Source organism: Edaphobacter sp. HDX4, from assembly GCF_036877565.1.
GTDB lineage: Bacteria > Acidobacteriota > Terriglobia > Terriglobales > Acidobacteriaceae > Edaphobacter.
Genome location: NZ_JAEDXW010000006.1, coordinates 68,657 through 89,780 on the forward strand (window position 1 = coordinate 68,657; position 21,124 = coordinate 89,780).

Here is a 21,124-nt window from a genome sequence, read left to right on the forward strand (position 1 = left end):
TTTTATCGAAGCTCCGCGATGGCAACGCCATCCATATCGTCATACGCCTGGTTTTCTCCGCCCATACCCCAGCAGAATGTGTAGTGCCTGGTGCCGACACCGGCATGGATGGACCATCCCGGTGAAACTACAACCTCTTTGTCCTTCATCACGAGATGGCTGGTCGCGTCCGGCGGCCCCATGAGGTGAAGCACACGATGCGCAGGATCAACGTCGAAGTAGAAGTAAACTTCGCTGCGCCGCATGTGTGTATGCGGAGGCATCGTGTTCCAGTTGCTTCCCGGCTCGAGCATGGTGAAGCCCATGACGAGCTGGCAGCTCTTGATGCCTTCTCTGTAAATCGCTTTGTAGATCTTGCGCTTGTTGCAGGTCTCTACCGAACCAAGCTCGACCGGCTTGATATCCGCGAACTTCACCATCGCGGTCGGATAGTCTGCATGCGCGGGATAGCTGAGCAGGTAGAACTCCGCGGGGTTCGCAGCATCTTTGCTCGCGAAGCTGACGTCTTTCGAACCGCGCCCGACGTAGAGGCAGTCGAGCTTGTCCATCTCGAAGGTCTTGCCGTCGACGGTGACAGTTCCTGCGCCACCGACATTCAGGACGCCGAGCTCACGGCGCTCGAGGAAGAAGTCGGCTCGCAGCTCAGGCTCCGTCTCAAGCTCCAGGGGACCCTCGGTCGGGACGGCCGAGCCGATGACGGTGCGGTCCAGGTCGACGTAAGCGAACTCGATCTCGCCGGGCTGAAAGAAGTCTTCCAGCAGAAAAGTCTCGCGCAGCTCTTCCGTATTCATCAGTCCGTAGCGGACCGAATCTGCCATCTGATACAGCCTCATCGCATTCTCCTCAATTCGCGGTAATTCTCTGCAGAAGCATCTCTCAGGGGCATGAAACAAAGATATCGTCCCTGTTCGAGCGGGACCTAAGCCATATGCCCTAAACGCGTGCTGTCGAGCATCAAAGCCAGTCTTCAGGTCCGGTCGAAGGCGCCAATCTGGGTTCGGCGCGGAGAGAACCCCTCCCACGATACGAGACGGGATTCTGGACCGTCAATAAAACGCCAATAACCGCACGCAGACGGATGTATGAACCGCATATGAATCAGCTGAAACACTTCGATTTGCTGGACAGACGAAGGCACCTTTAGAGTGACGATGTATGCAAAATATCTTCGAACTCTTTTGTCTCGACCAGAAGGTCGCCCTCGTCACCGGAGCCGCGACCGGCATCGGAGCCTCTATCGCCGAAGCACTCGCTCAGGCTGGAGCTACGGTCGCGGTTCACGGCAACCGGCGGCCTGCAACCGAGACCGCCGCAGCCATCGGTGAGAAAGCAGTCGCATTTCAGGCCGATCTCTCCTCTGCTACCGGAGCGGAGCAGCTCTTCTCCGAGGTAAAAGAGAAGTTCGGCAGGATCGATATCCTGATCAACAATGCCGGCACCATCATCCGTCACAACGCGGTCGACTATCCGCTGGAAGACTGGCAGACGGTTCTCCAGGTCAACCTTACGAGCGTATTTCAGCTGTCGCAGCTTGCAGGCCGGGACATGATCGCCCGCAACGCTCCAGGCAAGATCGTCAACATCGCCTCCCTGCTGAGCTTTCAGGGCGGCATCCGCGTCCCAGCCTACGCCGCCAGCAAGGGCGGAGTTGCTCAGCTAACCAAAGCGTTGGCCAACGAGTGGGCTGCAAAACAGATTCAGGTCAACGCGATCGCCCCTGGTTATATCTCGACCACGAACACGGAGCCACTCCAGTCCGATGAGACACGCAATCGCCAGATCCTGGAACGGATCCCCGCAGGGCGTTGGGGGAATCCTCTGGACATTGCGGGGGCAGCCCTTTATCTCAGCACTCCAGCCAGCGACTATGTCACAGGCACTGTGCTGACGGTGGATGGCGGGTGGATGGGGCGCTGAGCTTCTGTGAGGTTTGGCTGGCCGGATGCATCCTGCAAAAAATACAGGGATTCTTCGCCTGCGGCTCAGAATGACGAGGGTTGAGAGTTACTGCGCTGCATTTCATCCTTCAATAGCCGGAAGCTCTTCCCCTCCGCCCTCGCTTGAGAGATAGGCGGCCTCAACGGTGCGCATGGTGTCAATCGCATCTTCGACGCTGGTCGGCAGCGTGCTGGCGTCGCCCTGAACGTAGGCCTGCAGCGATCCCATGGAGCCCATAAAAGCATCCGGAAACCAGTTTCCGCTGATAGGGGCGTCCTTCCATCCCGCGCCATCTCGCAGGACGTATTCCAGGTTGTCGGGAAGACCGGCAGGATAGTTGAGATTGACCCCCATCTGGGCCCGCATCGCGCCAGTCGTTCCCTCCCACTGGACGAAGCTTCGCTGCATATGCGGATCGAAGTCGTGGCTGTGGTTGGTGGCGACGAAGGCGCGCTTGTCGTCTCCGTAATCCAGAACGATCACGCTCTTGGTCGCTGCCAGCTTCGGCGTGCGAGGGCTCTTCACTGTCTTTGCATAGACGCTGCGAGGATTCCCAAGCCAGCTTCGGACAAGATCGACGTAGTGAATGGAGTGGTAGAGAATCTCCAGCCGGGGAGCGGTGCTGAGGAAACTCCATAGCTCCCAGGGCATATGGACGCTGACCTTGATCTCCATATCGTGTAACTCGCCCAATGCGCCGGAGGAGGTAATAGCTCGCGCGGCCAGCATGTTCGGCGCCCAGCGAAGCTGGAAGTTCACTGCAGCGGTAAGCCTCTTTTCGCGACAGATGCGGAGAATCTCAGTGGCCTCGGCGAGGGTGTCGCCCATAGGCTTCTGCATCAGAAGAGCGGCTCCGTCCGGAAGCTGGGAGAGGATAGATGGCAGGACTTTGGCCGGCGTGGCGATGTCAAAGATGGAGTCCTTAGGTGCGAATCGAATTGCCTCCGCGATGGAAGAAAAGCCCCGGGCGATGCCGAACTCTTGGGCAAGGGCTTCGGCCTTCTCCAGATTGACGTCTACAAGCGCGGCCACCGGGAAGCCTGCTTTGGCATAGGCCGGCAGATGGGCATCGCGGACAATGCCGCCGGAACCGATCATGATGATGGGCCGAGCGGAACGAGGACGCGGGGCAGCGGCCCCCCTGACGATTCTCTCCAGATCCATTTCCAGACAACCTCTTTTACTAATTCAACAAGAATTCTATTCCCAAAATCCTCAGCCAAGGTTGGGGTATGCCAGTAAATACCATCGGTTGCGCACAGTTGCCGCACCTCGTACCCTACCAAAGATGTCATCCGCGCTCGAACTCGCTTTGTTCTCCTGCGCTCTGCTTGGGCTTCGACACGGATTCGATTACGACCATCTCGCAGCCATCACGGACATCACGAGCGTTCAGCGCACATGGCGCGAGGGCATGAGACTAGGCCTGCTGTATGCGCTGGGACACGCCCTGACTGTCGCTGTGCTTGGGGCGGCGGTAATCTTTCTTCATCTCGGCCTGCCGCGCCACCTGGATGCAGTCGGAGAGCGGATTGTAGGCGCAACGCTGATTGTTCTCGCGCTGTACGTCCTGTTCGCCTTCTTCCGCAGACGTTCCGATGCGACTCATCAGCACGTCATTCCAGCCAGCCGGATTGCCCTGCTGGTCTCCGGGGCGCAGTATGCGAGTTGGAGAGTCCGCAGCCTAAAGGATCGGGAGTTGCCGCGTCCTGAGCCGTTCCGGTTTCGCTACGATCGCAGTTCGGTCCTCATCGTCGGCGTTCTTCACGGACTGGGAGCAGAGACTCCATCACAGCTCCTGCTGTTTTTGCTGGCAGCGAACCTGGGCGGAACCAGCCGCGGCTTCCTGGGCCTGCTTTGTTTTATCGGAGGGTTACTGGTGATGAACACGCTGATGACTGCCTCGGCCTCCGGCATCTTCGCATCGAGCAGGCATCGCCCGAAGCTGCAGCTGTTTGTCACATCACTGACTGCGGTCTACAGCTTCGCGATCGGCACAATCTTCCTGTTTGGCATGAGCGACAAGCTCCCTGCACTGGTCCGCTAGGGCCTGCTGGACCTTCACTCGACTAAACTGCATGTATGCTGCGTGTTCCCTTTACTGACCTTTATGCCACGCTTGAACGAGCGATGCTGCACCTCGGCCTTGAGCCGCAGGCAGCTCAGTTATCCGCCCGACTCTTCGCCGAGACCACACGCGATGGCGTGTACACGCACGGTCTGAATCGCTTTCCGCGGTTCGAGGCGATGGTACGGAATGGCAGTATCAACGTACACGCCAAACCGTCTCGAACCGCAGCCTTCGGGAGCATGGAACGGTGGAATGGCAATCGCGGCGTGGGCAACGTAAACGCCTATCTTGCCATGCAGCGGACCATCGAATTAGCGCGAGCCAACGGGATCGGCGCGGTTGCTTTAGCCAACAGCAATCACTGGATGCGCGGTGGAGCCTTCGGCTGGCAGGCTGCCGATCAGGGAATGTTTGCGATGTGCTGGTCGAACACGCTGGCGAACCTTCCCACGTGGGGCTCGGCGGCTCCTACGGTCGGCAATAATCCTCTGGTCCTTGCCGTACCTCGGGAGAATGGAGAACATGTCGTGCTGGACATGGCCATGAGCCAGTTTTCTTACGGCGCATTGTCATCGTATGCCAAACGCGGCAAGCCGCTACCGGTTCCGGGTGGCTTCGACAGCACTGGACACCTCACCCAGGACGCCGCCGCGATCGAGGCTTCGCAGCGGGCGCTTCCCATCGGCTACTGGAAGGGTTCCAGCCTGTCCCTGGTCCTGGATATGATCGCCACAATGCTCTCCGGGGGGCTGGCCACGCATCAGCTTCCGTTGGAACCGACGCTTGAGGCGGGCCAGTCGCAGATGTTTCTCGCGATTGATCCTGCAAATCTCTCCGCAGCCGGGGAGCTGAATCACATCGCGGACGGAATCTTGGAACATCTGCATCAGGCGCCCCCACTCGATCCGGCAGATCCGATCCGCTATCCGGGAGAACAGACTCTCCGCATCCGCGAAGAGAACCTCAGTCTCGGGGTTCCCGTGGATCCGGAGATCTGGCAGCACCTCCAGTCGTTGGGAGATCCGATATTTCGTTAACCGGGATGGACTCCGCTAGCATCTACAGAGGTATGGACCTGACTTCAAAACGCGCCCTGCTCGAGACCACGCTCAGAGACCTGGGCAGCGTCATGATTGCGTACTCGGGCGGAACCGATTCGGCGTTTCTGGCCTGGGCTGCGCACCGCGTGCTGGGTGGCGAGATGCTCGCCGTCATCGCAGACTCGGCCTCCCTGCCACGGGCGGAACTGGCGGCAGCCCTGTCTTTTACGGCGCGACATGGAATTCCGACCCATATTCTTCCTACTGCCGAACTCGACAATCCGGACTACCAGCGCAATGATTCCCAGCGTTGCTTTCACTGCAAGGATGAACTGTTTACCCGCATGGAAGCCGAGCAGGCGATCCTCGGATTTCGTCATCTCGCCTATGGAATGAACCTTGATGATCGTGGAGAGTTTCGGCCTGGGCAACAGGCTGCTTCCCAGCATCATGCCCTCGCCCCGCTCGTAACGGCGCAGCTGACGAAGACGGAGATTCGGCAGCTCGCCCTCGATGCCGGCCTGGAACTGTGGGACAAGCCCGCCTCGGCCTGCCTCTCCTCACGAATCGAATACGGCCGACCGGTAACGCGCGAAAATCTCGCCCAGGTCGAGCAGGCTGAGGAAGCCTTGCACGCCCTTGGATTTGCTCAGGTCCGGGTGCGCCATCACGGTAATCTTGCGCGGATTGAGATTGCTCGTATGGATCTTCCTCGCGCCCTGAACATCGAGACGCTCGACCGGATTACAGAAGCCGTGCATCGAGCCGGTTTTCTCTACGTGACACTTGATACCCAGGGCTATCGCTCCGGCTCCATGAATGACATGCTGCCGGTCGCCGCGATCACACCCGCCACCATGAAACAATAATTCTTATGCGTATTGCTTATCTGGATTGCTTCGCTGGAGTTAGCGGAGATATGTTCCTCGGGGCTCTGCTCGACGCTGGCGTTCCAGCAGAGGTGCTTCACGATGCAGTGAAGGCGCTTGATCTTGGCGCATCGCTCTCACTCAGCAAGGTCGATCGCAGCGGAATCTCTTCGAGCTACGTGCGGGTGCTGGAGAACGGCAAGCTGGCGGAAGCTGCAGATGCCAACTCTCATAGTCATGCTCATACACACGAACACGAGCACACGCACACGCATGAGCACTCGCATGAGCACTCGCATGAGCACTCGCATGAGCACTCGCATCAGGAGCATTCGCACACGCACCCGCATCAGCATGACGAGGCGAAGCACTCTCATTCTCATAACGCGGGACATCAGCATGGACACGTTCATGGCCGATCTCTGTCGGTCATTCGCCAACTGATCGCAGGCACAAAGCTTGCGGACGCGGTGAAGAGCAGAGCGATCCATACCTTCGAGCTGCTGGGTGCCAGCGAAGCAAAGATCCATAACGTGGATATCGATAAGATTCACTTTCACGAGGTGGGCGCCGTGGATGCGATCGTTGATATCGTCGCTGTGAGCGCGGGCATCCACGCTCTCGGAGTGGATGCCTGGTATGCCTCGCCCTTGAATGTCGGAGGCGGCATGGTGGATTGTGCTCACGGGCGCTTTCCTGTCCCCGCGCCTGCGACGGCGGATCTGCTGCGCGAAGTTCCCACCTATTCTGCCCACGTTCAGCAGGAGCTGGTGACGCCTACGGGCGCTGCGCTGATCCGCGCACTCTCCCCCACGTTCGGTCCTCAACCCGCGATGCGCGTGCAGACCATTGCCTATGGCGCAGGCACGCGAAACCCCAAAGACTTTCCCAATGTCCTGAGGCTGTCGATTGGCGAATCTGACGGAGTGAACCAGTCCTCTGTCGCCATCCTCGAGACCGCGCTCGACGATCTCTCTCCCCAGATCCTGGCATATGTGACGGAGCGCGCACTCGCGCTGGGTGCTCTGGATGTGATGTCTACCTCGGTACAGATGAAGAAGGGCCGGATGGGCACTCTGGTCACGATTCTGGCGGACGACGACAAGGTAGCCGTTCTCGAAGATCTGCTCTTGCGCGAGACGAGCACGCTGGGAGTAAGGATCCATCACGAGCGCCGCTCCTGCCTGGACCGCGCCCATGTTGCGGTCAGCACATCGTATGGCCAGATCCGAATCAAGGTGGCCTCCCGGTCCGGGGAGGTCTACAACGCCGCTCCCGAATTCGAAGACTGCCGCGCAGCCGCGGAGCTACACAAGGTACCGGTCAAGCTGGTCCAGCAGAGCGCGATTGCCGCCTATCAGAGCGCGCAGGGAAGGTAGAGGGCCGATGAACCGTACTCGTCTTCTGGAGCTTCTGGCTGCTGTCGAGCGCGGCGAAGTCAGCACCGACGCGGCATGCGACCGTCTTGCCAATCTTCCCTTCGAGGATGTCGGGCATGCCCGCATCGACCACCACCGAGCGCTCAGGTCCGGCCTGCCCGAGGTAATCTACGCAGCCGGTAAATCGCCGGAACAGACGGCGGAGATCTTCCTGCGTATGGCCGAGGCCGGATCGGATGTTCTGGCGACGCGTGTGGACGAGGCATCTGTCCAGGCCGTCCTGCAATTCGTGCCTGAAGCTACCCATCATCAACTCGCGCGGGCCGTCAGCCTCAGGCAGACGACTTCTGCTCCACGGGGACACATAGCAGTCGTGTGCGCGGGCACCAGCGATCTTGGCAGCGCAGAAGAGGCTGCGGTTACGGCCGAGCTGTTCGGAACCTCGGTCACCCGCCTCTACGACGTTGGCGTCGCCGGACTTCATCGTCTCCTCGCCGTACTAGAGCAGCTCAATGGCTGCCAGGCTGTGATCGTATGTGCCGGCATGGAAGGTGCCCTGCCTTCAGTGGTTGGCGGTTTGGTCGGAGTTCCTGTAATCGCCGTGCCTACCTCCGTGGGCTACGGAGCCAGTTTCCAGGGAGTTACGGCCCTGCTGGGCATGCTCAACTCCTGCTCGCCGAACGTCACTGTCGTCAATATCGACAATGGATTCGGAGCGGCGTACACGGCGACCATGATCGCCCGCGCCGCGGCAGGATCCAGGTAAATCCCGCCTTACAGAACCACTCCTTCTAGCGCGACGGCATCCAAACCGGTATGCTCCGTCGCGACTTTATCAAATCCGCCAGCGCCTCAGGAATTGCAGCCTCAGTTCCCTACGCACCGGGACAGACACCATCCTCCACCCCCGCTAAACGGGCCGAGGCTCCCGGCATGATCTACCGCGAGTTAGGGAAGACCGGCGAGCGCGTCTCAGCCATCGGGCTGGGAGGGGCGCATATCGGAGGCGGTTCTGATGCACAGGCCAAGATCAGCCTGGTGCGGTCGGCCGTAGATCACGGCATCACGTTTCTCGACAACTGCTGGGACTACAGTGACGGCCTCGCCGAGGTTCGCATGGGACAGGCCCTGCGGGATGGGTATCGCCAGAAGGTCTTCCTGATGACGAAGATGGACGGCCGCACGAAGGATGCCTACAACAAGCAGCTGGAACAGTCCCTCGGCCGTCTGCAGACCGACATGATCGATCTGGTGCAGTTCCATGAGGTCATCCGCATGGAAGATCCCGATCGGATCTTCGCTCCCGGAGGAGCGCTCGAGGCGGCAGTAGCCGCGCGTGAGGCCGGAAAGATTCGCTACATCGGCTTTACCGGCCATAAGGATCCTGCCGTTCACCTGCGGATGCTCGAGATGGCGGAGAAGCATAACTTCCACTTCGACACGGTGCAGATGCCGATCAACGTGATGGACGCGCACTTCCGGTCCTTCACGCATCAGGTGATGCCTGTGGCTCTCAAGCAGGGTATCGGCATCCTGGCGATGAAGACCTTCGGCAGCTCCTTCATTCTGGACAGCAAGACGGTGGAGCCGATCGACGCGCTGCACTATGGGCTCACGCAGCCGGTCTCGGTCGTGATCACCGGGATCGACTCCCCCAAGATCCTCGATCAGGCGCTGAACGCGGCGAAGACCTTCAAGCCGCTCAGCGAAAGCCAGGTCGCTTCCCTGCTGGCCAAGACGAAGGATGCAGCCAGCGAAGGCAAATACGAGCTCTTCAAGACCTCAAGCCACTTCGACGGAACCGCCGCAAATCCGAAATGGCTGGGCTGATGGCTCCGCTGGTATGATCGAGGCATGACACAGCTTGATGTTCTGTACCGGTACGGTGTGCCGCCGACGGAGGCGAGTATGCTGGCCATGGCCAGAGTCCGTGAGGTCTACGGGGTTCGGGCGCTGACCTTTGACGAAAAGAACAAGACCATTCGTGTCGAGTACGACGCTACGCGCCTGAATGAGGCGATGATCCACCAGCTTCTCAGGCGAGCCGGTCTTGACATCCTCGAGCGAGTCACCCTGTTTACGGTGCCTCCTCCGCCTGAATCGCAGCCCACTGCCGCTCCCACAACGAAGTAGTCCAATGCGGAACAAAATTGGGATACAGTAGTGTTTGCTGTAGCCGCGCCTGTAGCTCAGCTGGATAGAGCAACTGGCTTCGAACCAGTAGGTCGGGAGTTCGAATCTCTCCGGGCGCACCACATTCGTACTACGGAAAGCAAACGTTTCAAAGGGAGCCTGTTCGGCTCCCTTTGCTGTTTCACAGACTTGTCTGCGGCGGCTAGTGCGGCGCGGGGACGGCGTCGTTGAAGCTCTGGAAGAAAGCCTCGTACTTCTCCACTCCGTTCAGCTCAGCGAACCGGAGGGGCCTCACTCTCTCCCCCAGGATCTCGGTGGCATCAGGCTGGGTCTTGAGGATTGTCATGACTTCGTCGATGAAATCCTTCAGCGGCATGGCCCGGGGATCGCTCGCCTGCCCGCTTCCCATCAGCTCAGTCTGAACATACGGTGGCACCAGCTCGATTACGTCGACGCTTGTGTTTCTGAGCTGATATCGAAGCGACTGGCTGTAGGAATGGATCGCCGCCTTCGTGGCGCAATACGTTGGAGTCAGCGCCAACGGGATAAACGCCAGCCCGGAAGAGACGGTCATGATAGTCGCTGCAGGCTGCTGCTTCAGCAGCGGCAGCAGAGCCGCCGTCAGACGAATCGGTCCAAGCAGGTTGGTGGTCACGGTGGCATCGAGCGTGCCCAGGTCGTCGCCTTGCTCCAGCAGATTCTCCGGCCTCATGATTCCCGCGTTGTGGATGACCACGTTGAGAGATGGATAATCCTTACCCAGCCTGTCTGCAAACACCCGGATGCCTTCGGCATTCTCGATATCGAGCAGGGCAGACTTCATGCCTGGATTAGCCGCGACGGTCTCGTCCAGAACCTGTTGCCGGCGTCCTGCGATAATCACCTGATTCCCAAGCGTGTGAAATGCCTCCGCCAGAGCGCGCCCTATGCCGGAGCCGCCACCTGTGATCAGAATGGTATTTCCTGAGATCTTCATTGCACTTCTCCCTTCAGTGGTACTGTAGGGCAGCCACTCTCTGAAGAGAAGTAGGCACCTGAAATATCTATACTTACCGAAAGGAAAGTGTGGGCATGAAGAAGACTGAGTCTCAGGCAGAAGCAATCTCTTCTCATCGGCAGCCAGCGGAATCTCCGACTTACCCGGAGACTGATCCGACGATTGAGCTGCTTGTTCGCGAGATCATCGAACGTGTAGCCGACAAATGGACCATGCTTGTGCTGGAGGTTCTCGAAGAGCACGGTACTGTTCGATTCACGCGCCTGGGAGAGCTGGTCGGAGGCATCAGCCAGAAGATGCTGACGAAGACGGTTCGACAGATGGAGCGAGACGGCCTTGTACAGCGCACAATTCACCCGGTCATTCCTCCACGAGTCGAATACTGCCTGACGCCTCTTGGACGCAGCCTGAGCGCTTCCTTCTGTGGTGTGTGGATCTGGGCCGAACAGCACTACGACGAGATCACAAAGTCGCGGGAACGATTTCAACAGCGTGCAAGAGAAACGGAGATTATCTCGAGCTCCTGATACGTCGCTAGGTTGCTCTTATGCCGGAAATTCGGTATCTTGAAAAGGTTGCAGTTATTGCGATGTGCGCCCGTAGCTCAGCTGGATAGAGCAACTGGCTACGAACCAGTAGGTCGGGTGTTCGAATCACTCCGGGCGCACCATAACTCCGCTTCAACTCCCCCCACATCCAAGATTCAGTTCAATGAGAAGAGATATCTCGAAAGCCGTTAGGTCTGATGATCTTTTCTTAAAGTGGTCAGCCGCCCAGGAACGAGCGGCTGAATCGGATGCTGGAGATTATGATCTCGGCTAGTCTCGACGTCCCAACGTCGGGCGATCGTCCGAGTTCGAGGGATTGTTCGGATTCACAGGATCGTTTCCTCCCCCACCCACCCTGCGCAACGTGGGACGATTTCCATCCTTCTTGTCGTTCAGCTTGCGCTTGTTCTCAAGCCGAGCGAGCCGAGCCTTGACGTCGTCGAACTCAGAGGTCGAAACGATGTAATCGGGCCGCGCTGGCATGATGGTCGCAATCTCATCCTCCGAGCGGGCGATGCGGTCCGGCGTCTGAGGATGGTCGGAGAAGACTTTAGACAGAGTGCCGGGCTTATGCTTCTCGAGGGCGGCAATCTTTTCAAAGAACTGAATGAAGGCCTGCGGATCGTAACCTGCCTTGTACATGTACTGAAGTCCCAACCAGTCAGCTTCACTCTCATCGACTCGCGAGAATTTGAGGAAGGCGATAGGGACAGCCAGCTGAGTAGCCTCGTAGATGCCGTATCCCGTCCAGGATCCCGAAGTAAAGATGATCAGCGGAATGGAGCCGATCTGTGCCATATTCATCTTCGTCATCTGGCGTGCAGCATGATGGGCGCAGACGTGAGCCGTCTCGTGCGCCATAACCCCCGCAAGTTCGGCCTCCTCATCGGCAGCGAGGATGAGTCCGGAGTTGACGTAGAAGAATCCTCCCGGGAGCGCCATGGCGTTGATCTCATCCGAGTCGATCACTTTGATGGTGAACGGAACCTTGCAATCGGAGTTCTTTACGATGTTCTGACCGACGCGATTGATGTACTCATTGACGACCGGATCGGTGACCATGTGAGCGGACTTTTCGATCTCCATCGAGTAGCCCTTGCCCGTCCGGATCTCCCAGTCGGTCGAATACCAGTTCCCAAGTCCTCGGCCACCGATATTGCGGGTTCCGATGGCATTTACGTCGTCTTCGCTGCCTGATTTGATATGGGGATCCAGATTCTCGCCGGGCGAAGGAAGAGAGTCCGCCTTCTTGCTGGCCTCTTCTTTCGCCGCCTTGTCTTCTGCCGGAGTGGCGGTCGGCGCGCCCGGAATCGGCTTGGACGTACCTGGAGGTGTCGGCGTCGAAGCTGGCGTCTGCGCATAGGAGACAGCAGAGAGAACGAGTATGGCGGCCAGACCAAGATTCGCTGCGGGACGCATCATGGAAGTCTCCTGTGGGAGCTGCCTCCAGGTGGTCGACGGACGCAGCTCTACACTTCTTAGACGTAGTATGCGCCTGAAAGTTACGGGAGACAAACCGGCGACGCGCAGCCTCGAGGCTGCCCTTTCTGGTACGAGTGCCAGTCGAATCAGGGCTCTACGCTTCACCAGGAGGAATAAGCTGTTCCGTCGGAGCTGACCTCCTGGGCTCCCGAATGCACATCGCTGATGCCGGGCTCGGTCTGGTCGATGCTCTGGAGGGTATCGTCCTGACCGGGAACCCAGGTATCGGTTCGGTTTGTGAAAGGATCCTTGGGCATCGATTTGACATATCCGGCTTCAACCAGATCCTCGAGGCTTTGTGGAGCCTTCTGCTTGTCGACTGTATAAGAGTCAATCGCGGACCGCAGGGTTCTCAGGTCCTCCCTCAAGACCGCCTCTTTTGCATGGCGAACGCTCTGTACATACATGGGTACTGCAATCGCCGCGAGCACACCAATGATGATCATGACGATCATCAGCTCAATCAGCGTGAATCCTCGCTCACGCTGGCACCGGGTTCGAGATGTATGGAGATCTACCATGTGGAATACTTTGTGCCGTCGAGGGCTGTTCCCTGACTTTTAGAGTGGACGTCGAAGACATTCTGGCCTCCGAACGAGTCGGAGTCAGGGTCATCCTGATTCGACCTCATACCCCATTCAGCGGTTCCAGTCATGGGGTCGATGGGGATGCGCCTGAGAAAACGGACCTTCTTTCCCTGCACGTCGACTCCATTGACGAGCGTCTCAAGGTCGGGAGGGTATCCCAGGGAGTCCGCCTTGATCTGAAACGCGCCCTTGTCGGCGGCATCTTTGTAGTGATCGATCGCGGCTCTCATCTCCCAGAGGTCCCTTCGTAGTTCTTTCTCTTTCTCGCGTTTGACCTGAAAGCGTGCGATCGGGAGTGCGGCGGTCGCCAGGATAGAGAGGACCGCCACCACGATAATCAGTTCGACCAGCGTGAGACCTGCCTCCGGGCCGGAAGATTCCGGTGCCGTCCTTCCGTACTGTCGGTCCTTCCAAGGAGTCCGTCCCAGGAAAGGTCTACGAATTATCGATTTGTTCCAAACATTCACTTCACATGTACCACGGACTGTGACCCTACCGCCGGCAGGTTGGCTTGAGCACTGTTTCTGGCACCTACCTTCACGAGCGAAAGGTTCGAGTCGCCCGGCGCCACCGCCTTAAAGGTGAGCGTAGCGACACTTCCCTGCCCACTGATACCTTGCACGTTCGGCGGCCGTGAGGTGGAGATCGTCACCAGTCCGTTGCCCTCGTCTCGATGGACGATCGAGACCGCCTGACCGTCACGCCCCAGAAGAGTTCCGGCATCCACATTTACCAGTTGCAGCACAGCCGGATTGAACTGAAGCTGCATCGGCACCGCGAAGAGATCCCTCGCAGCTGCAGCATCTACCGACACCTGGAAGGTGCTTCCGACGTTCTGGACTCCGGTCGGAGGCACCACCGAGAGGCTGATCGGAGATCCCGTCGGAGCCGTCTGGTTCGCTGGCGGCGTGGCGGCCGGAGGTGGAGTTGTCCCCGGAGGCGGAGTTGTCCCCGGAGGTGGCGGCGTAGGAGGCTGCGCCTGCTGCAGGATCTGTTGCGCAGCTGCAGACGCAGCATTCGCGGCAGTACTCGGCTGTCCGATTGGTTTGGGCCTTCCAGGAACCACATCCTCGTCCTGACCAGTCAGGGTGGCATCCTGCCGCAACTGGAAGGACGTACTCGTCCCTGTATCGATGGCACGCGTATTGAGTCGCGTGAGCATCGACTCGCGCACGATATGTGGAATCAGCAGAAAGACGATCTCGTTTTGCTGCGTCTCTCGCGAGTTGGAAGCGAAGAAGAACTTGAAGAACGGAATCTCGCTGAGTCCCGGCGTTCCGCTGAGACCGCGGGTATCTTGCTGGGTAACGAGGCCTGCGAGAATGCTCGGCTCTCCCTCTTTCAGCTGGATCACCTGCTCGACTACGTTTTGGCCGATGACGGGCTCCACCACGCCCGAGATTGTGACAGAGCTCTGTTGCGACGAGACCTCCATCTTCATCTTGAGGCTGACCTCACGGTCGTAGTGCACCGTGGGAGTCATGTCAATCTGGACGCCGACATCGAGGTACGTAAACTGCGTCTGAACGCCGATGCTGGCGACGCCCGTGGCTACGCCGGCGTTGTAAGACCCGGTGGCTACCGGGATTCGCTGGCCGATCTTGAGATTGGCACGCTGTCCGTCGGTCGCGCGAATACGGGGGTTCTGGAGGATTCTTGTGTCGCTGTCAGTTAACAGAGCATCCAGCGTCGCCGAAGGGATGCTCACGCCGAAGTTGGTGGCATTCAGATTTGCAAGCGTATTCAGCGTGAAGGTGTTCGACGTCGTGGTGGTTCCGCTTGAGGAGGAAGAGGAGCTGCTGCTGCTGGTAGTGCTCGGACTTGCCTGCGGGGTAACGGTGATGGACTGTGGCAGCGTAATGCCAAGCTTTCGCATCTTGTCGCGATTTACCTCGAGGATCGCGACATCGACGACAACTTCCGGGCGGGCACGATCCACATCGTTGATCAGCTTCTGTGCGAGCAGAAGCTGGTCCGGAGTCGCCCTCAAAATGATCGCGTTCTGGCTCGGAACGAGGGTAATCTTCGAGCTGGGATCCAGCACGTTACGCAGCGCGGTCAGCACCTCATTAGCATCCGACTGCTGACTCGCATTGGTCAGGTAAAACGTCTGCACCGCCAATTCGTCCAGGTCAGTGCGCTTGGTACGGTTGTTCTGTGCGACAAAGATCGTGTTTGAGGTGACCGGCTTGTAGAAAGTGCCGGAGATTGTGCCGACAATACGCAAAGCATCCGCGAGGCTGACATTTACAAGATCTACGGGGATGCGCTTGGATGTGTAATCGGGATCGAAGATGACGTTAAGCCCGGCGGCCTTCCCAATGGCCTGGTAGATATTCTTCACGTCCTCGACTGCGTGCAGCGTGATGGGCTCATCGGAGACCGGTCTCAGCTCGACCGGGCCGGCAACCGTGCTGATCGCGGCGAGATTGTCGACGCCTACCTGCGTGTCGGGAGCCGGTGTCGCCGAAGAAGACTGGTTTGCGATGTCACGGTTTACCCGGTCGAGTTCCTGCTGCGCAGTCTGATTGCCCGGATCGATCGCGACCGCACGGCTGAACTCCGCCTGCGCACCCTGCAGATCACCGTTCTGCCGAAGGAGACGACCGCGATCCACATGACTTACCGCGGCTTGGAATCGCATCAGTTCCAGGTGAGTCTTGTAGCGCAGATCCTTGGGCTTCTTGACCGTCGCCTGCAGATACGCCTCGTAAGCGGCGTCATAGTCGTGGCGAACCTCAGCATCCTGGCCCCGTTTATCCCACGTCTTCGCAGACTGCGCATGAGATGGAGAACTACCGAGCACAAAAAGAATGAGGACTGCCAGAAGCGCCTTGGCGACGCAGGATTCTGATCTCAGAAGAAGTGGGAGCTTACCGCGAGTCATGCTGCGTTCGTGTGCGTCCTTTTCACCGAAAAGAGTGAGGCGTCTGCTGGAGTACACGCCAGCCCCGGCATTTTCGCAGAGGAGGACGCTGCCTGTGGGGGCCTTACTTGCCAGGCTGGAGCGCTCGGGTGAGTATAGCATTCGAACTTTCGATTCCTCGCGTCCTGGCTCTGGAGTATAGCTGTCCTCCGTTCACGCCATTAGAGATGATTAGGTAAAGGGATATGAATATCTGCAGGTTAGACGTACCCGGAAGCTCCGGGTGAGTCACACCCTCCTCACATGTTAAAGTAAAGGGTCATGCCTCGCTCACTTTCCAACCCGACGGTGGCCTACCAGCCGAAGACCTCTCCGGCCAAACCGAAGGATCGTGACCCGGTTGCCGCGGGTCAACGTGACGCCTCTTTCAATCGGGCTGCCAGCCATAACTATTTCCTCACGGACCGTTTTGAGACCGGAGTTGCGTTGCGGGGCACCGAGGTGAAGTCCATTCGTGAGGGCAAAGCTAACCTGAAAGATGCATATGGCCTGCTCAAGGACGGCGAATGCTTTCTCCTGAACGCCCACATCGGTCCCTTCTCGCATGGCAACGCTATGAACCACGAGTCCTTACGCACGCGCAAACTGCTGCTGCATAAAGGCGAGCTGCGAAAGCTCGAAGCCCTCACTCGTCAGAAAGGCTTTACGCTCATCCCTACCCGTCTCTACTTCCGGAACGGACGCGTGAAGTGCGAACTGGCCCTCGCCAAAGGCAAGCAGGACTGGGACAAGCGCGAGACCGAGCGCCGCAGAGAAGCCGACAAAGAGGCACGCGCAGCCATCGTGCGGAGCCAGCGCAGCTAAGCAGCGAAACAGTCATCCGCACTACTGGGCTGAGCGCCATAGGTAGCCAAGTACACGTGGGGAGGAACATAGCTGCATCCGTATCTTTAAACACTTTTCGCCATTTCCCTCGTCGGGACTGGCTTCCGCTCGCGCTACGATAGCTTTATGGATATGAAGCTGGTATTTCAGGACGCGGCAGGGTTTCAGACGCCGTTGCTGGCCGTCTTCGCAGTTGACGTTGCAATCGGTAAGGATGCGGATCCTTTGATCGCGCTGCTGACGACCTCGGACGCCATCACCAACGCGGCGGCAACGCTCATCGCATCCAGCGAGTTCAAGGGCTCCCTGGGAGAACAGGTCGTGCTGCGCGGGCCAGGCGGTCTCAAGGCCGAACGACTGCTTATCATCGGGCTCGGCAAAACGAAGAACCTGGCAGTCGACGAGGTTCGCAAGGCGGCTGGAGCAGCGGTCCGCTGGGCCAAGCCTCGCGGCGTCCAGCAGATGGCAATCGCATTTCCCGAAGACCACGCTCTCTCCGACGAGCACATGGATAATCTGCCATGCACGCTGTTAAGCCGGGCTCTCGTTGAAGGAGCGGCTTTGGCTGAACGGGATTGGGATACCTACAAGACCGACCGCAAAGAGCGCTCGATTGAAACATTCACGGTGGTCACGCCCTCTGGTGAGGAATCGACCGCACGGGAGATCCAGGTCGGTTTCGAGGAAGGCCGGATTGTGGTGGAAGCGCAAAACTTCGCTCGCGCTCTGGTGAACGAGCCCAGTAACGTCCTCACCCCAACAGAACTGGGACGCCGAGCTGCTGCCATGTGCTCGGAAAAGGGCCTGAAGTGCGAGGTCTACTCGACCGAAAAGCTCGAAGAGCTGAAGATGGGAGCCTTCCTGGCCGTCGCAAAGGGCTCGGCAGAGCCCCCGGCTCTGGTTGTGATGACCTACGAGCCCGCCCTGGAAAAAGGAAAGCAGCCCCGGAAAGATGCTCCTGTCATCGGCCTTGTCGGTAAGGGCATCACCTTCGATACCGGAGGAATCTCGCTGAAGTCTGCCGAGGGCATGGAAAAGATGAAGTACGACATGGCAGGAGCAGCCGCCATGATCGGTGCCATGCACGCCATCGCCGAGCTCAAGCCATCGGTCAAGGTGATCGGACTCGTCTGCTCGGCCGAGAACATGCCCAGCGGAACTGCCTATAAGCCGGGCGACGTTGTTACGGCCATGTCTGGCAAGACCATCGAGATTCTCAACACCGATGCAGAAGGCCGTATGGTTCTGGCGGACGGTCTGCACTATGCCAAAACCCTCGGCTGCACGCATCTGATCGATGCAGCCACTCTCACCGGAGCCTGTGTCGTCGCACTCGGCATGCTCAATGCAGGGCTCTTTTCCAACGATGACGATACATGCGAGCACTTCACGCGCGCCATGCAGATCTCAGGGGAGAAGTACTGGCGGCTTCCATGCACCGATGACTATCGCGACCAGATCAAGAGCCAGATCGCAGATATCCAGAACACCGGCGGCTCGCGCTGGGGTGGTGCAACCACGGCCGCGATGTTCCTCAAGGAGTTCGCGGAGGACACCCCGTGGATCCACCTCGATATCGCAGGATGCGCATGGAACGAGGAAGTCAAGCCCTGGCACCCAAAAGGTCCCAGCGGAGTAGCGGTGCGAACGATCGTCGAGTGGGTACGCACCTACTCTTCCTGATCCCGGCATACTGATACAACCAAAAGAGCGGCTCCTCAAGGGAGCCGCTCTTTCTACGTTCCCGAGCACGCGTTGCGTTATGCGGCGGCGTGATGGCTTGCGCTGCTGCTGAAGAGTTCGATCATCGCGTTGTTGTATGCAGGAATGTCATCCGGCTTGCGACTCGTAACCAGGCCGCTGTCCTGCACCACTTCTCGATCCACCCATTCCGCCCCTGCGTTCCGCAGGTCCGTCTGCAGAGAGGGCCACGATGTCATCGTGTGGCCGCGTACGCCATCTGCATCGATCAACGTCCAGGCCGCATGACAGATGGCAGCAATTGGTTTGTTCTCACGAATAAAAGTGCGAACAAATTCGATTGCGGCTGGCTCCAGCCGCAGGTAATCCGGATTCATCACTCCGCCGGGAAGATGTAACGCATCGTAGTTCTCGCTCCTCGCGTCCTTGAGAACAACATCCACCGGAATCTCGTCGCCCCAGTCCGTCATATCCCAGGCTCTGATCTTTCCGCCTTTGATACCCGACTGCGGCGCAATGACATCCACCTTCGCTCCGGCGTCCTCGAGCGCTTTCTTCGGTTTCGTCAGTTCAACCTCTTCGACTCCCTTAGTGGCGAGGATCGCAATCCGGCGACCCTTCAGTTGGTTATTAATACCCGCCATGGACACCTCCGTTCCCGAAGAAATCACTCCGGGGTTAGCAACGTGAGATTCGAGACTCTCTGCTTGCGTTGTCCTTCTCTCACGCTCGCCTTCTCCTTCTCTCTGCGGACATCCTGCACCTTCAGCCTGGCATCGATGCTTCTGCAATAAGCCGCATTCCTCGCGTAAAATCCCGCTCGGGGACCAGCAGGCTGACGATGATCCGCTCATTCTCAGCCATTCCGTAAAAGGATCCTGGATGGACCACAACCCTCTGCTCCTGAAGAAGGTTCTCCGGCGTAACCCCAATCCTCGGCAGGCGAAGAACCACGCTCCATCCGGCATCCGTCTCCAGGGGTTCAAGGCCATTTGCCTTGATCTCCGCCAGGTTTGCTGTCGTTCTTGACAGGATCTCCTGCTGAATCCGAAACCGGTCCCCGAGCCATCGCGGAAGCGCATACTGCGCGGGGGCATTCATCGATAGAAATGTATCCGCCACCAGCTCCAGGCGCGCAAGCGCAGAATTCCTATCCTCTTCGGCTCCGAAGACGGCAATCCACCCGACCTTCATCTGCGGAAGCCCCGCGATCTTACTCATACCGCTCAGCACGAACGTGAGAACAGGATGAGGTCCCCGGGCAAAGCTCTCGAGTGGCCGTGGGCCCAGGGGATAGTCAAGGAAGACCTCATCGACGATGAGCGCAAGGCCATATCTCGCACAGATCTCCTCCAGTTGGCTGCGTTCGTGGGCTCCAGTGCCGTGTCCTGTCGGATTGTTCGGGTGGACCAGCACGATCGCCCGGGTCTTGGGACTAATCCTCCGCTCCAGCTCCGCGAAGTCGATCCACCATCCGTAGTCGTAGAACAGAGGATAGCCACGCAACCGCACATCCTCCAGATCCGCAAGAAACTCGAACAGCGGATAGCTCGGCTGAGCTACGAGCACCTCCTCTCCCGCATCACACAGCAGCCGGAAGAGATAACCGTATCCCTCGCTGGTGCTCGTCGTCAGGATGATCGCATCCGGATCGACCGGTGCATTGTGATCCGCATAATACGCAGTTACCGCCTCCCGGGCGGAACGCATGCCGCGTGGGTCCGGGTCGTAGAGCAACGCACGGCCGTCCGTGAGAGGTCCGAGAATTGACTCGGCGTCATAAGAGAAACCGCAGACGGTAGGATTCGAGATCGTCAGATCCAGCAGGTCTCCGCCCTCGGATTTCGCCTCCCGAATCGACCTCGCAAACGAGCTCTCCCGCAGATCCCATCCAGTCCGCAATGAAAATCGTTGACTCACACCTTCATGTTAATGGTATTGCGCTACGCGTTCCCTACAATAGAGTTATCCATGAAATCCATTCAGGCAGTTCTCTTCGATTACGGTATGGTCCTCTCTGCTCCTCCTGATCCCGCGGCCTGGCAGCGAATGCGCCAGATCACGGGCTTCGACGAGGAGACCCTGCATCGCGGCTACTGGGCCTTCCGTCATGAGTACGACCGGGGCGATCTCACCGGAGTTGCTTACTGGGAACAGGTAGCAGCAGAGGGCGCCACCAGCTTCACCCCCAAACAGGTCACCGAATTGGTAGAGGCAGACGTTGACCTCTGGACCCGCCTCAACGAACCCATGGTCTCTTGGGCCCAGGGGCTGCAGCGTGCCGGAGTTCGCACCGGGATCCTCTCCAACATCGGGGACGCGATGGCCGACGGTCTGCTCAGCAAATTCGACTGGCTCCAGGACTTCCATCACTGCATCTGGTCCTATCGTCTGCGCGTCGCCAAACCCGAACCCGAGATCTATAAAGCGGCCGCAGAAGGCCTTGCAACCCCGCCGGAGAACATCCTCTTCCTCGATGACAAGATTGAAAACATCGAAGCAGCGCATGCAGCCGGTATGAATGCCATTCAGTACAGCGATCACGACTCCTTTGAACGGGAGATGGAACGGCAGGGCTTCGCTTCGCTGCTCAATCCGACGACCATATCTACTTCCTAAGTGGAGTTA

At 58.7% G+C, this 21,124-nt stretch carries 21 protein-coding genes and 2 tRNA genes; 14 read left to right on the forward strand and 9 right to left on the reverse strand.

The features are described from left to right. Window positions 1-2: 2 nt before the first annotated feature. Window positions 3-833, reverse strand: coding sequence for a 5-dehydro-4-deoxy-D-glucuronate isomerase (gene kduI / locus JAO29_RS07985; RefSeq protein WP_334267674.1), 831 nt, complete (start codon window positions 831-833; stop codon window positions 3-5). Window positions 834-1,155: 322 nt separating this feature from the next. On the opposite strand from kduI, the gene JAO29_RS07990 reads away from it, so the two are divergent. Next, window positions 1,156-1,917: a glucose 1-dehydrogenase gene (locus JAO29_RS07990; RefSeq protein WP_334267675.1), complete on the forward strand. Its 762-nt coding sequence runs from the start codon at window positions 1,156-1,158 to the stop codon at window positions 1,915-1,917. Between the two features lie 102 nt (window positions 1,918-2,019). Here the strand turns inward: JAO29_RS07990 and JAO29_RS07995 are convergent, their stop codons facing one another. Further along, the gene (locus tag JAO29_RS07995; protein WP_334267676.1) at window positions 2,020-3,102 is read right to left on the reverse strand and encodes a Gfo/Idh/MocA family protein; all 1,083 of its coding nucleotides are present in this window, start codon (window positions 3,100-3,102) and stop codon (window positions 2,020-2,022) included. An 88-nt stretch (window positions 3,103-3,190) separates the two neighbouring features. Between JAO29_RS07995 and JAO29_RS08000 the strand changes: the two genes are divergently transcribed. The 8 genes from JAO29_RS08000 (at window position 3,191) to JAO29_RS08035 (ending at window position 9,552) form a co-directional block, all read left to right on the forward strand. Next, window positions 3,191-3,985 carry a HoxN/HupN/NixA family nickel/cobalt transporter gene (locus JAO29_RS08000; RefSeq protein WP_334267677.1) on the forward strand — a complete coding sequence of 265 codons (795 nt, stop codon included), beginning with the start codon at window positions 3,191-3,193 and terminating at the stop codon, window positions 3,983-3,985. Between the two features lie 35 nt (window positions 3,986-4,020). After that, window positions 4,021-5,046 (forward strand): 3-dehydro-L-gulonate 2-dehydrogenase, encoded by a 1,026-nt coding sequence (yiaK, locus tag JAO29_RS08005; protein ID WP_334267678.1) that lies wholly within the window; start codon window positions 4,021-4,023, stop codon window positions 5,044-5,046. 32 nt (window positions 5,047-5,078) lie between these two features. Further along, window positions 5,079-5,918, forward strand: coding sequence for an ATP-dependent sacrificial sulfur transferase LarE (larE, locus tag JAO29_RS08010; protein WP_334267679.1), 840 nt, complete (start codon window positions 5,079-5,081; stop codon window positions 5,916-5,918). 5 nt (window positions 5,919-5,923) lie between these two features. After that, window positions 5,924-7,297 (forward strand): nickel pincer cofactor biosynthesis protein LarC, encoded by a 1,374-nt coding sequence (gene larC, locus JAO29_RS08015; RefSeq protein ID WP_334267680.1) that lies wholly within the window; start codon window positions 5,924-5,926, stop codon window positions 7,295-7,297. Window positions 7,298-7,304: 7 nt separating this feature from the next. After that, window positions 7,305-8,063, forward strand: coding sequence for a nickel pincer cofactor biosynthesis protein LarB (gene larB, locus JAO29_RS08020; RefSeq protein ID WP_334267681.1), 759 nt, complete (start codon window positions 7,305-7,307; stop codon window positions 8,061-8,063). A 50-nt stretch (window positions 8,064-8,113) separates the two neighbouring features. Next, window positions 8,114-9,127, forward strand: coding sequence for an aldo/keto reductase (locus JAO29_RS08025; RefSeq protein WP_334267682.1), 1,014 nt, complete (start codon window positions 8,114-8,116; stop codon window positions 9,125-9,127). A 24-nt stretch (window positions 9,128-9,151) separates the two neighbouring features. Further along, the gene (locus JAO29_RS08030; protein WP_334267683.1) at window positions 9,152-9,430 is read left to right on the forward strand and encodes a hypothetical protein; all 279 of its coding nucleotides are present in this window, start codon (window positions 9,152-9,154) and stop codon (window positions 9,428-9,430) included. A 45-nt stretch (window positions 9,431-9,475) separates the two neighbouring features. Then, window positions 9,476-9,552, forward strand: a tRNA-Arg gene (locus tag JAO29_RS08035). An 80-nt stretch (window positions 9,553-9,632) separates the two neighbouring features. Here JAO29_RS08035 and JAO29_RS08040 read toward each other — a convergent pair. Next, entirely contained in the window at window positions 9,633-10,406 is a 774-nt protein-coding gene (locus JAO29_RS08040) for an SDR family oxidoreductase (protein WP_334267684.1), read from the reverse strand. Window positions 10,407-10,501: 95 nt separating this feature from the next. Here JAO29_RS08040 and JAO29_RS08045 point away from each other — a divergent pair, with 95 nt between their 5' ends. Further along, window positions 10,502-10,954, forward strand: coding sequence for a winged helix-turn-helix transcriptional regulator (locus JAO29_RS08045; protein WP_334267685.1), 453 nt, complete (start codon window positions 10,502-10,504; stop codon window positions 10,952-10,954). A 66-nt stretch (window positions 10,955-11,020) separates the two neighbouring features. After that, window positions 11,021-11,097 (forward strand) — tRNA-Arg (locus tag JAO29_RS08050). Between the two features lie 148 nt (window positions 11,098-11,245). Here JAO29_RS08050 and JAO29_RS08055 read toward each other — a convergent pair. The 4 genes from JAO29_RS08055 to JAO29_RS08070 all read right to left on the reverse strand — a co-directional run bounded on the left by JAO29_RS08055 (window position 11,246) and on the right by JAO29_RS08070 (window position 16,072). Beyond that, window positions 11,246-12,397, reverse strand: coding sequence for a M48 family metallopeptidase (locus JAO29_RS08055; RefSeq protein ID WP_442886342.1), 1,152 nt, complete (start codon window positions 12,395-12,397; stop codon window positions 11,246-11,248). A gap of 161 nt (window positions 12,398-12,558) precedes the next feature. Then, window positions 12,559-12,978: a type II secretion system protein gene (locus JAO29_RS08060; RefSeq protein WP_334267686.1), complete on the reverse strand. Its 420-nt coding sequence runs from the start codon at window positions 12,976-12,978 to the stop codon at window positions 12,559-12,561. Continuing rightward, window positions 12,972-13,490, reverse strand: coding sequence for a type II secretion system protein (locus tag JAO29_RS08065; protein WP_442886346.1), 519 nt, complete (start codon window positions 13,488-13,490; stop codon window positions 12,972-12,974). Before JAO29_RS08065 ends, JAO29_RS08060 begins: the two co-directional genes overlap by 7 nt. A gap of 17 nt (window positions 13,491-13,507) precedes the next feature. Next, a complete protein-coding gene (locus JAO29_RS08070; protein ID WP_334267687.1) occupies window positions 13,508-16,072 on the reverse strand; it encodes a cohesin domain-containing protein in 2,565 nt (854 codons plus the stop codon). A gap of 159 nt (window positions 16,073-16,231) precedes the next feature. On the opposite strand from JAO29_RS08070, the gene smpB reads away from it, so the two are divergent. Together smpB and JAO29_RS08080 are read left to right on the forward strand one after the other, a co-directional pair. Next, a complete protein-coding gene (gene smpB, locus JAO29_RS08075; protein WP_334267688.1) occupies window positions 16,232-16,774 on the forward strand; it encodes an SsrA-binding protein SmpB in 543 nt (180 codons plus the stop codon). A gap of 147 nt (window positions 16,775-16,921) precedes the next feature. Next, on the forward strand, window positions 16,922-18,478 hold the full coding sequence (locus JAO29_RS08080; protein WP_334267689.1) for a leucyl aminopeptidase: 1,557 nt from the start codon (window positions 16,922-16,924) through the stop codon (window positions 18,476-18,478). 77 nt (window positions 18,479-18,555) lie between these two features. Here JAO29_RS08080 and JAO29_RS08085 read toward each other — a convergent pair whose 3' ends face one another. Further along, window positions 18,556-19,140 (reverse strand): type 1 glutamine amidotransferase domain-containing protein, encoded by a 585-nt coding sequence (locus JAO29_RS08085; RefSeq protein WP_334267690.1) that lies wholly within the window; start codon window positions 19,138-19,140, stop codon window positions 18,556-18,558. A gap of 121 nt (window positions 19,141-19,261) precedes the next feature. Next, window positions 19,262-20,416 carry a pyridoxal phosphate-dependent aminotransferase gene (locus JAO29_RS08090; RefSeq protein WP_334267691.1) on the reverse strand — a complete coding sequence of 385 codons (1,155 nt, stop codon included), beginning with the start codon at window positions 20,414-20,416 and terminating at the stop codon, window positions 19,262-19,264. A gap of 51 nt (window positions 20,417-20,467) precedes the next feature. On the opposite strand from JAO29_RS08090, the gene JAO29_RS08095 reads away from it, so the two are divergent. Next, window positions 20,468-21,115 (forward strand): HAD family hydrolase, encoded by a 648-nt coding sequence (locus JAO29_RS08095; RefSeq protein WP_334267692.1) that lies wholly within the window; start codon window positions 20,468-20,470, stop codon window positions 21,113-21,115. The last annotated feature ends 9 nt before the right edge of the window (window positions 21,116-21,124 follow it).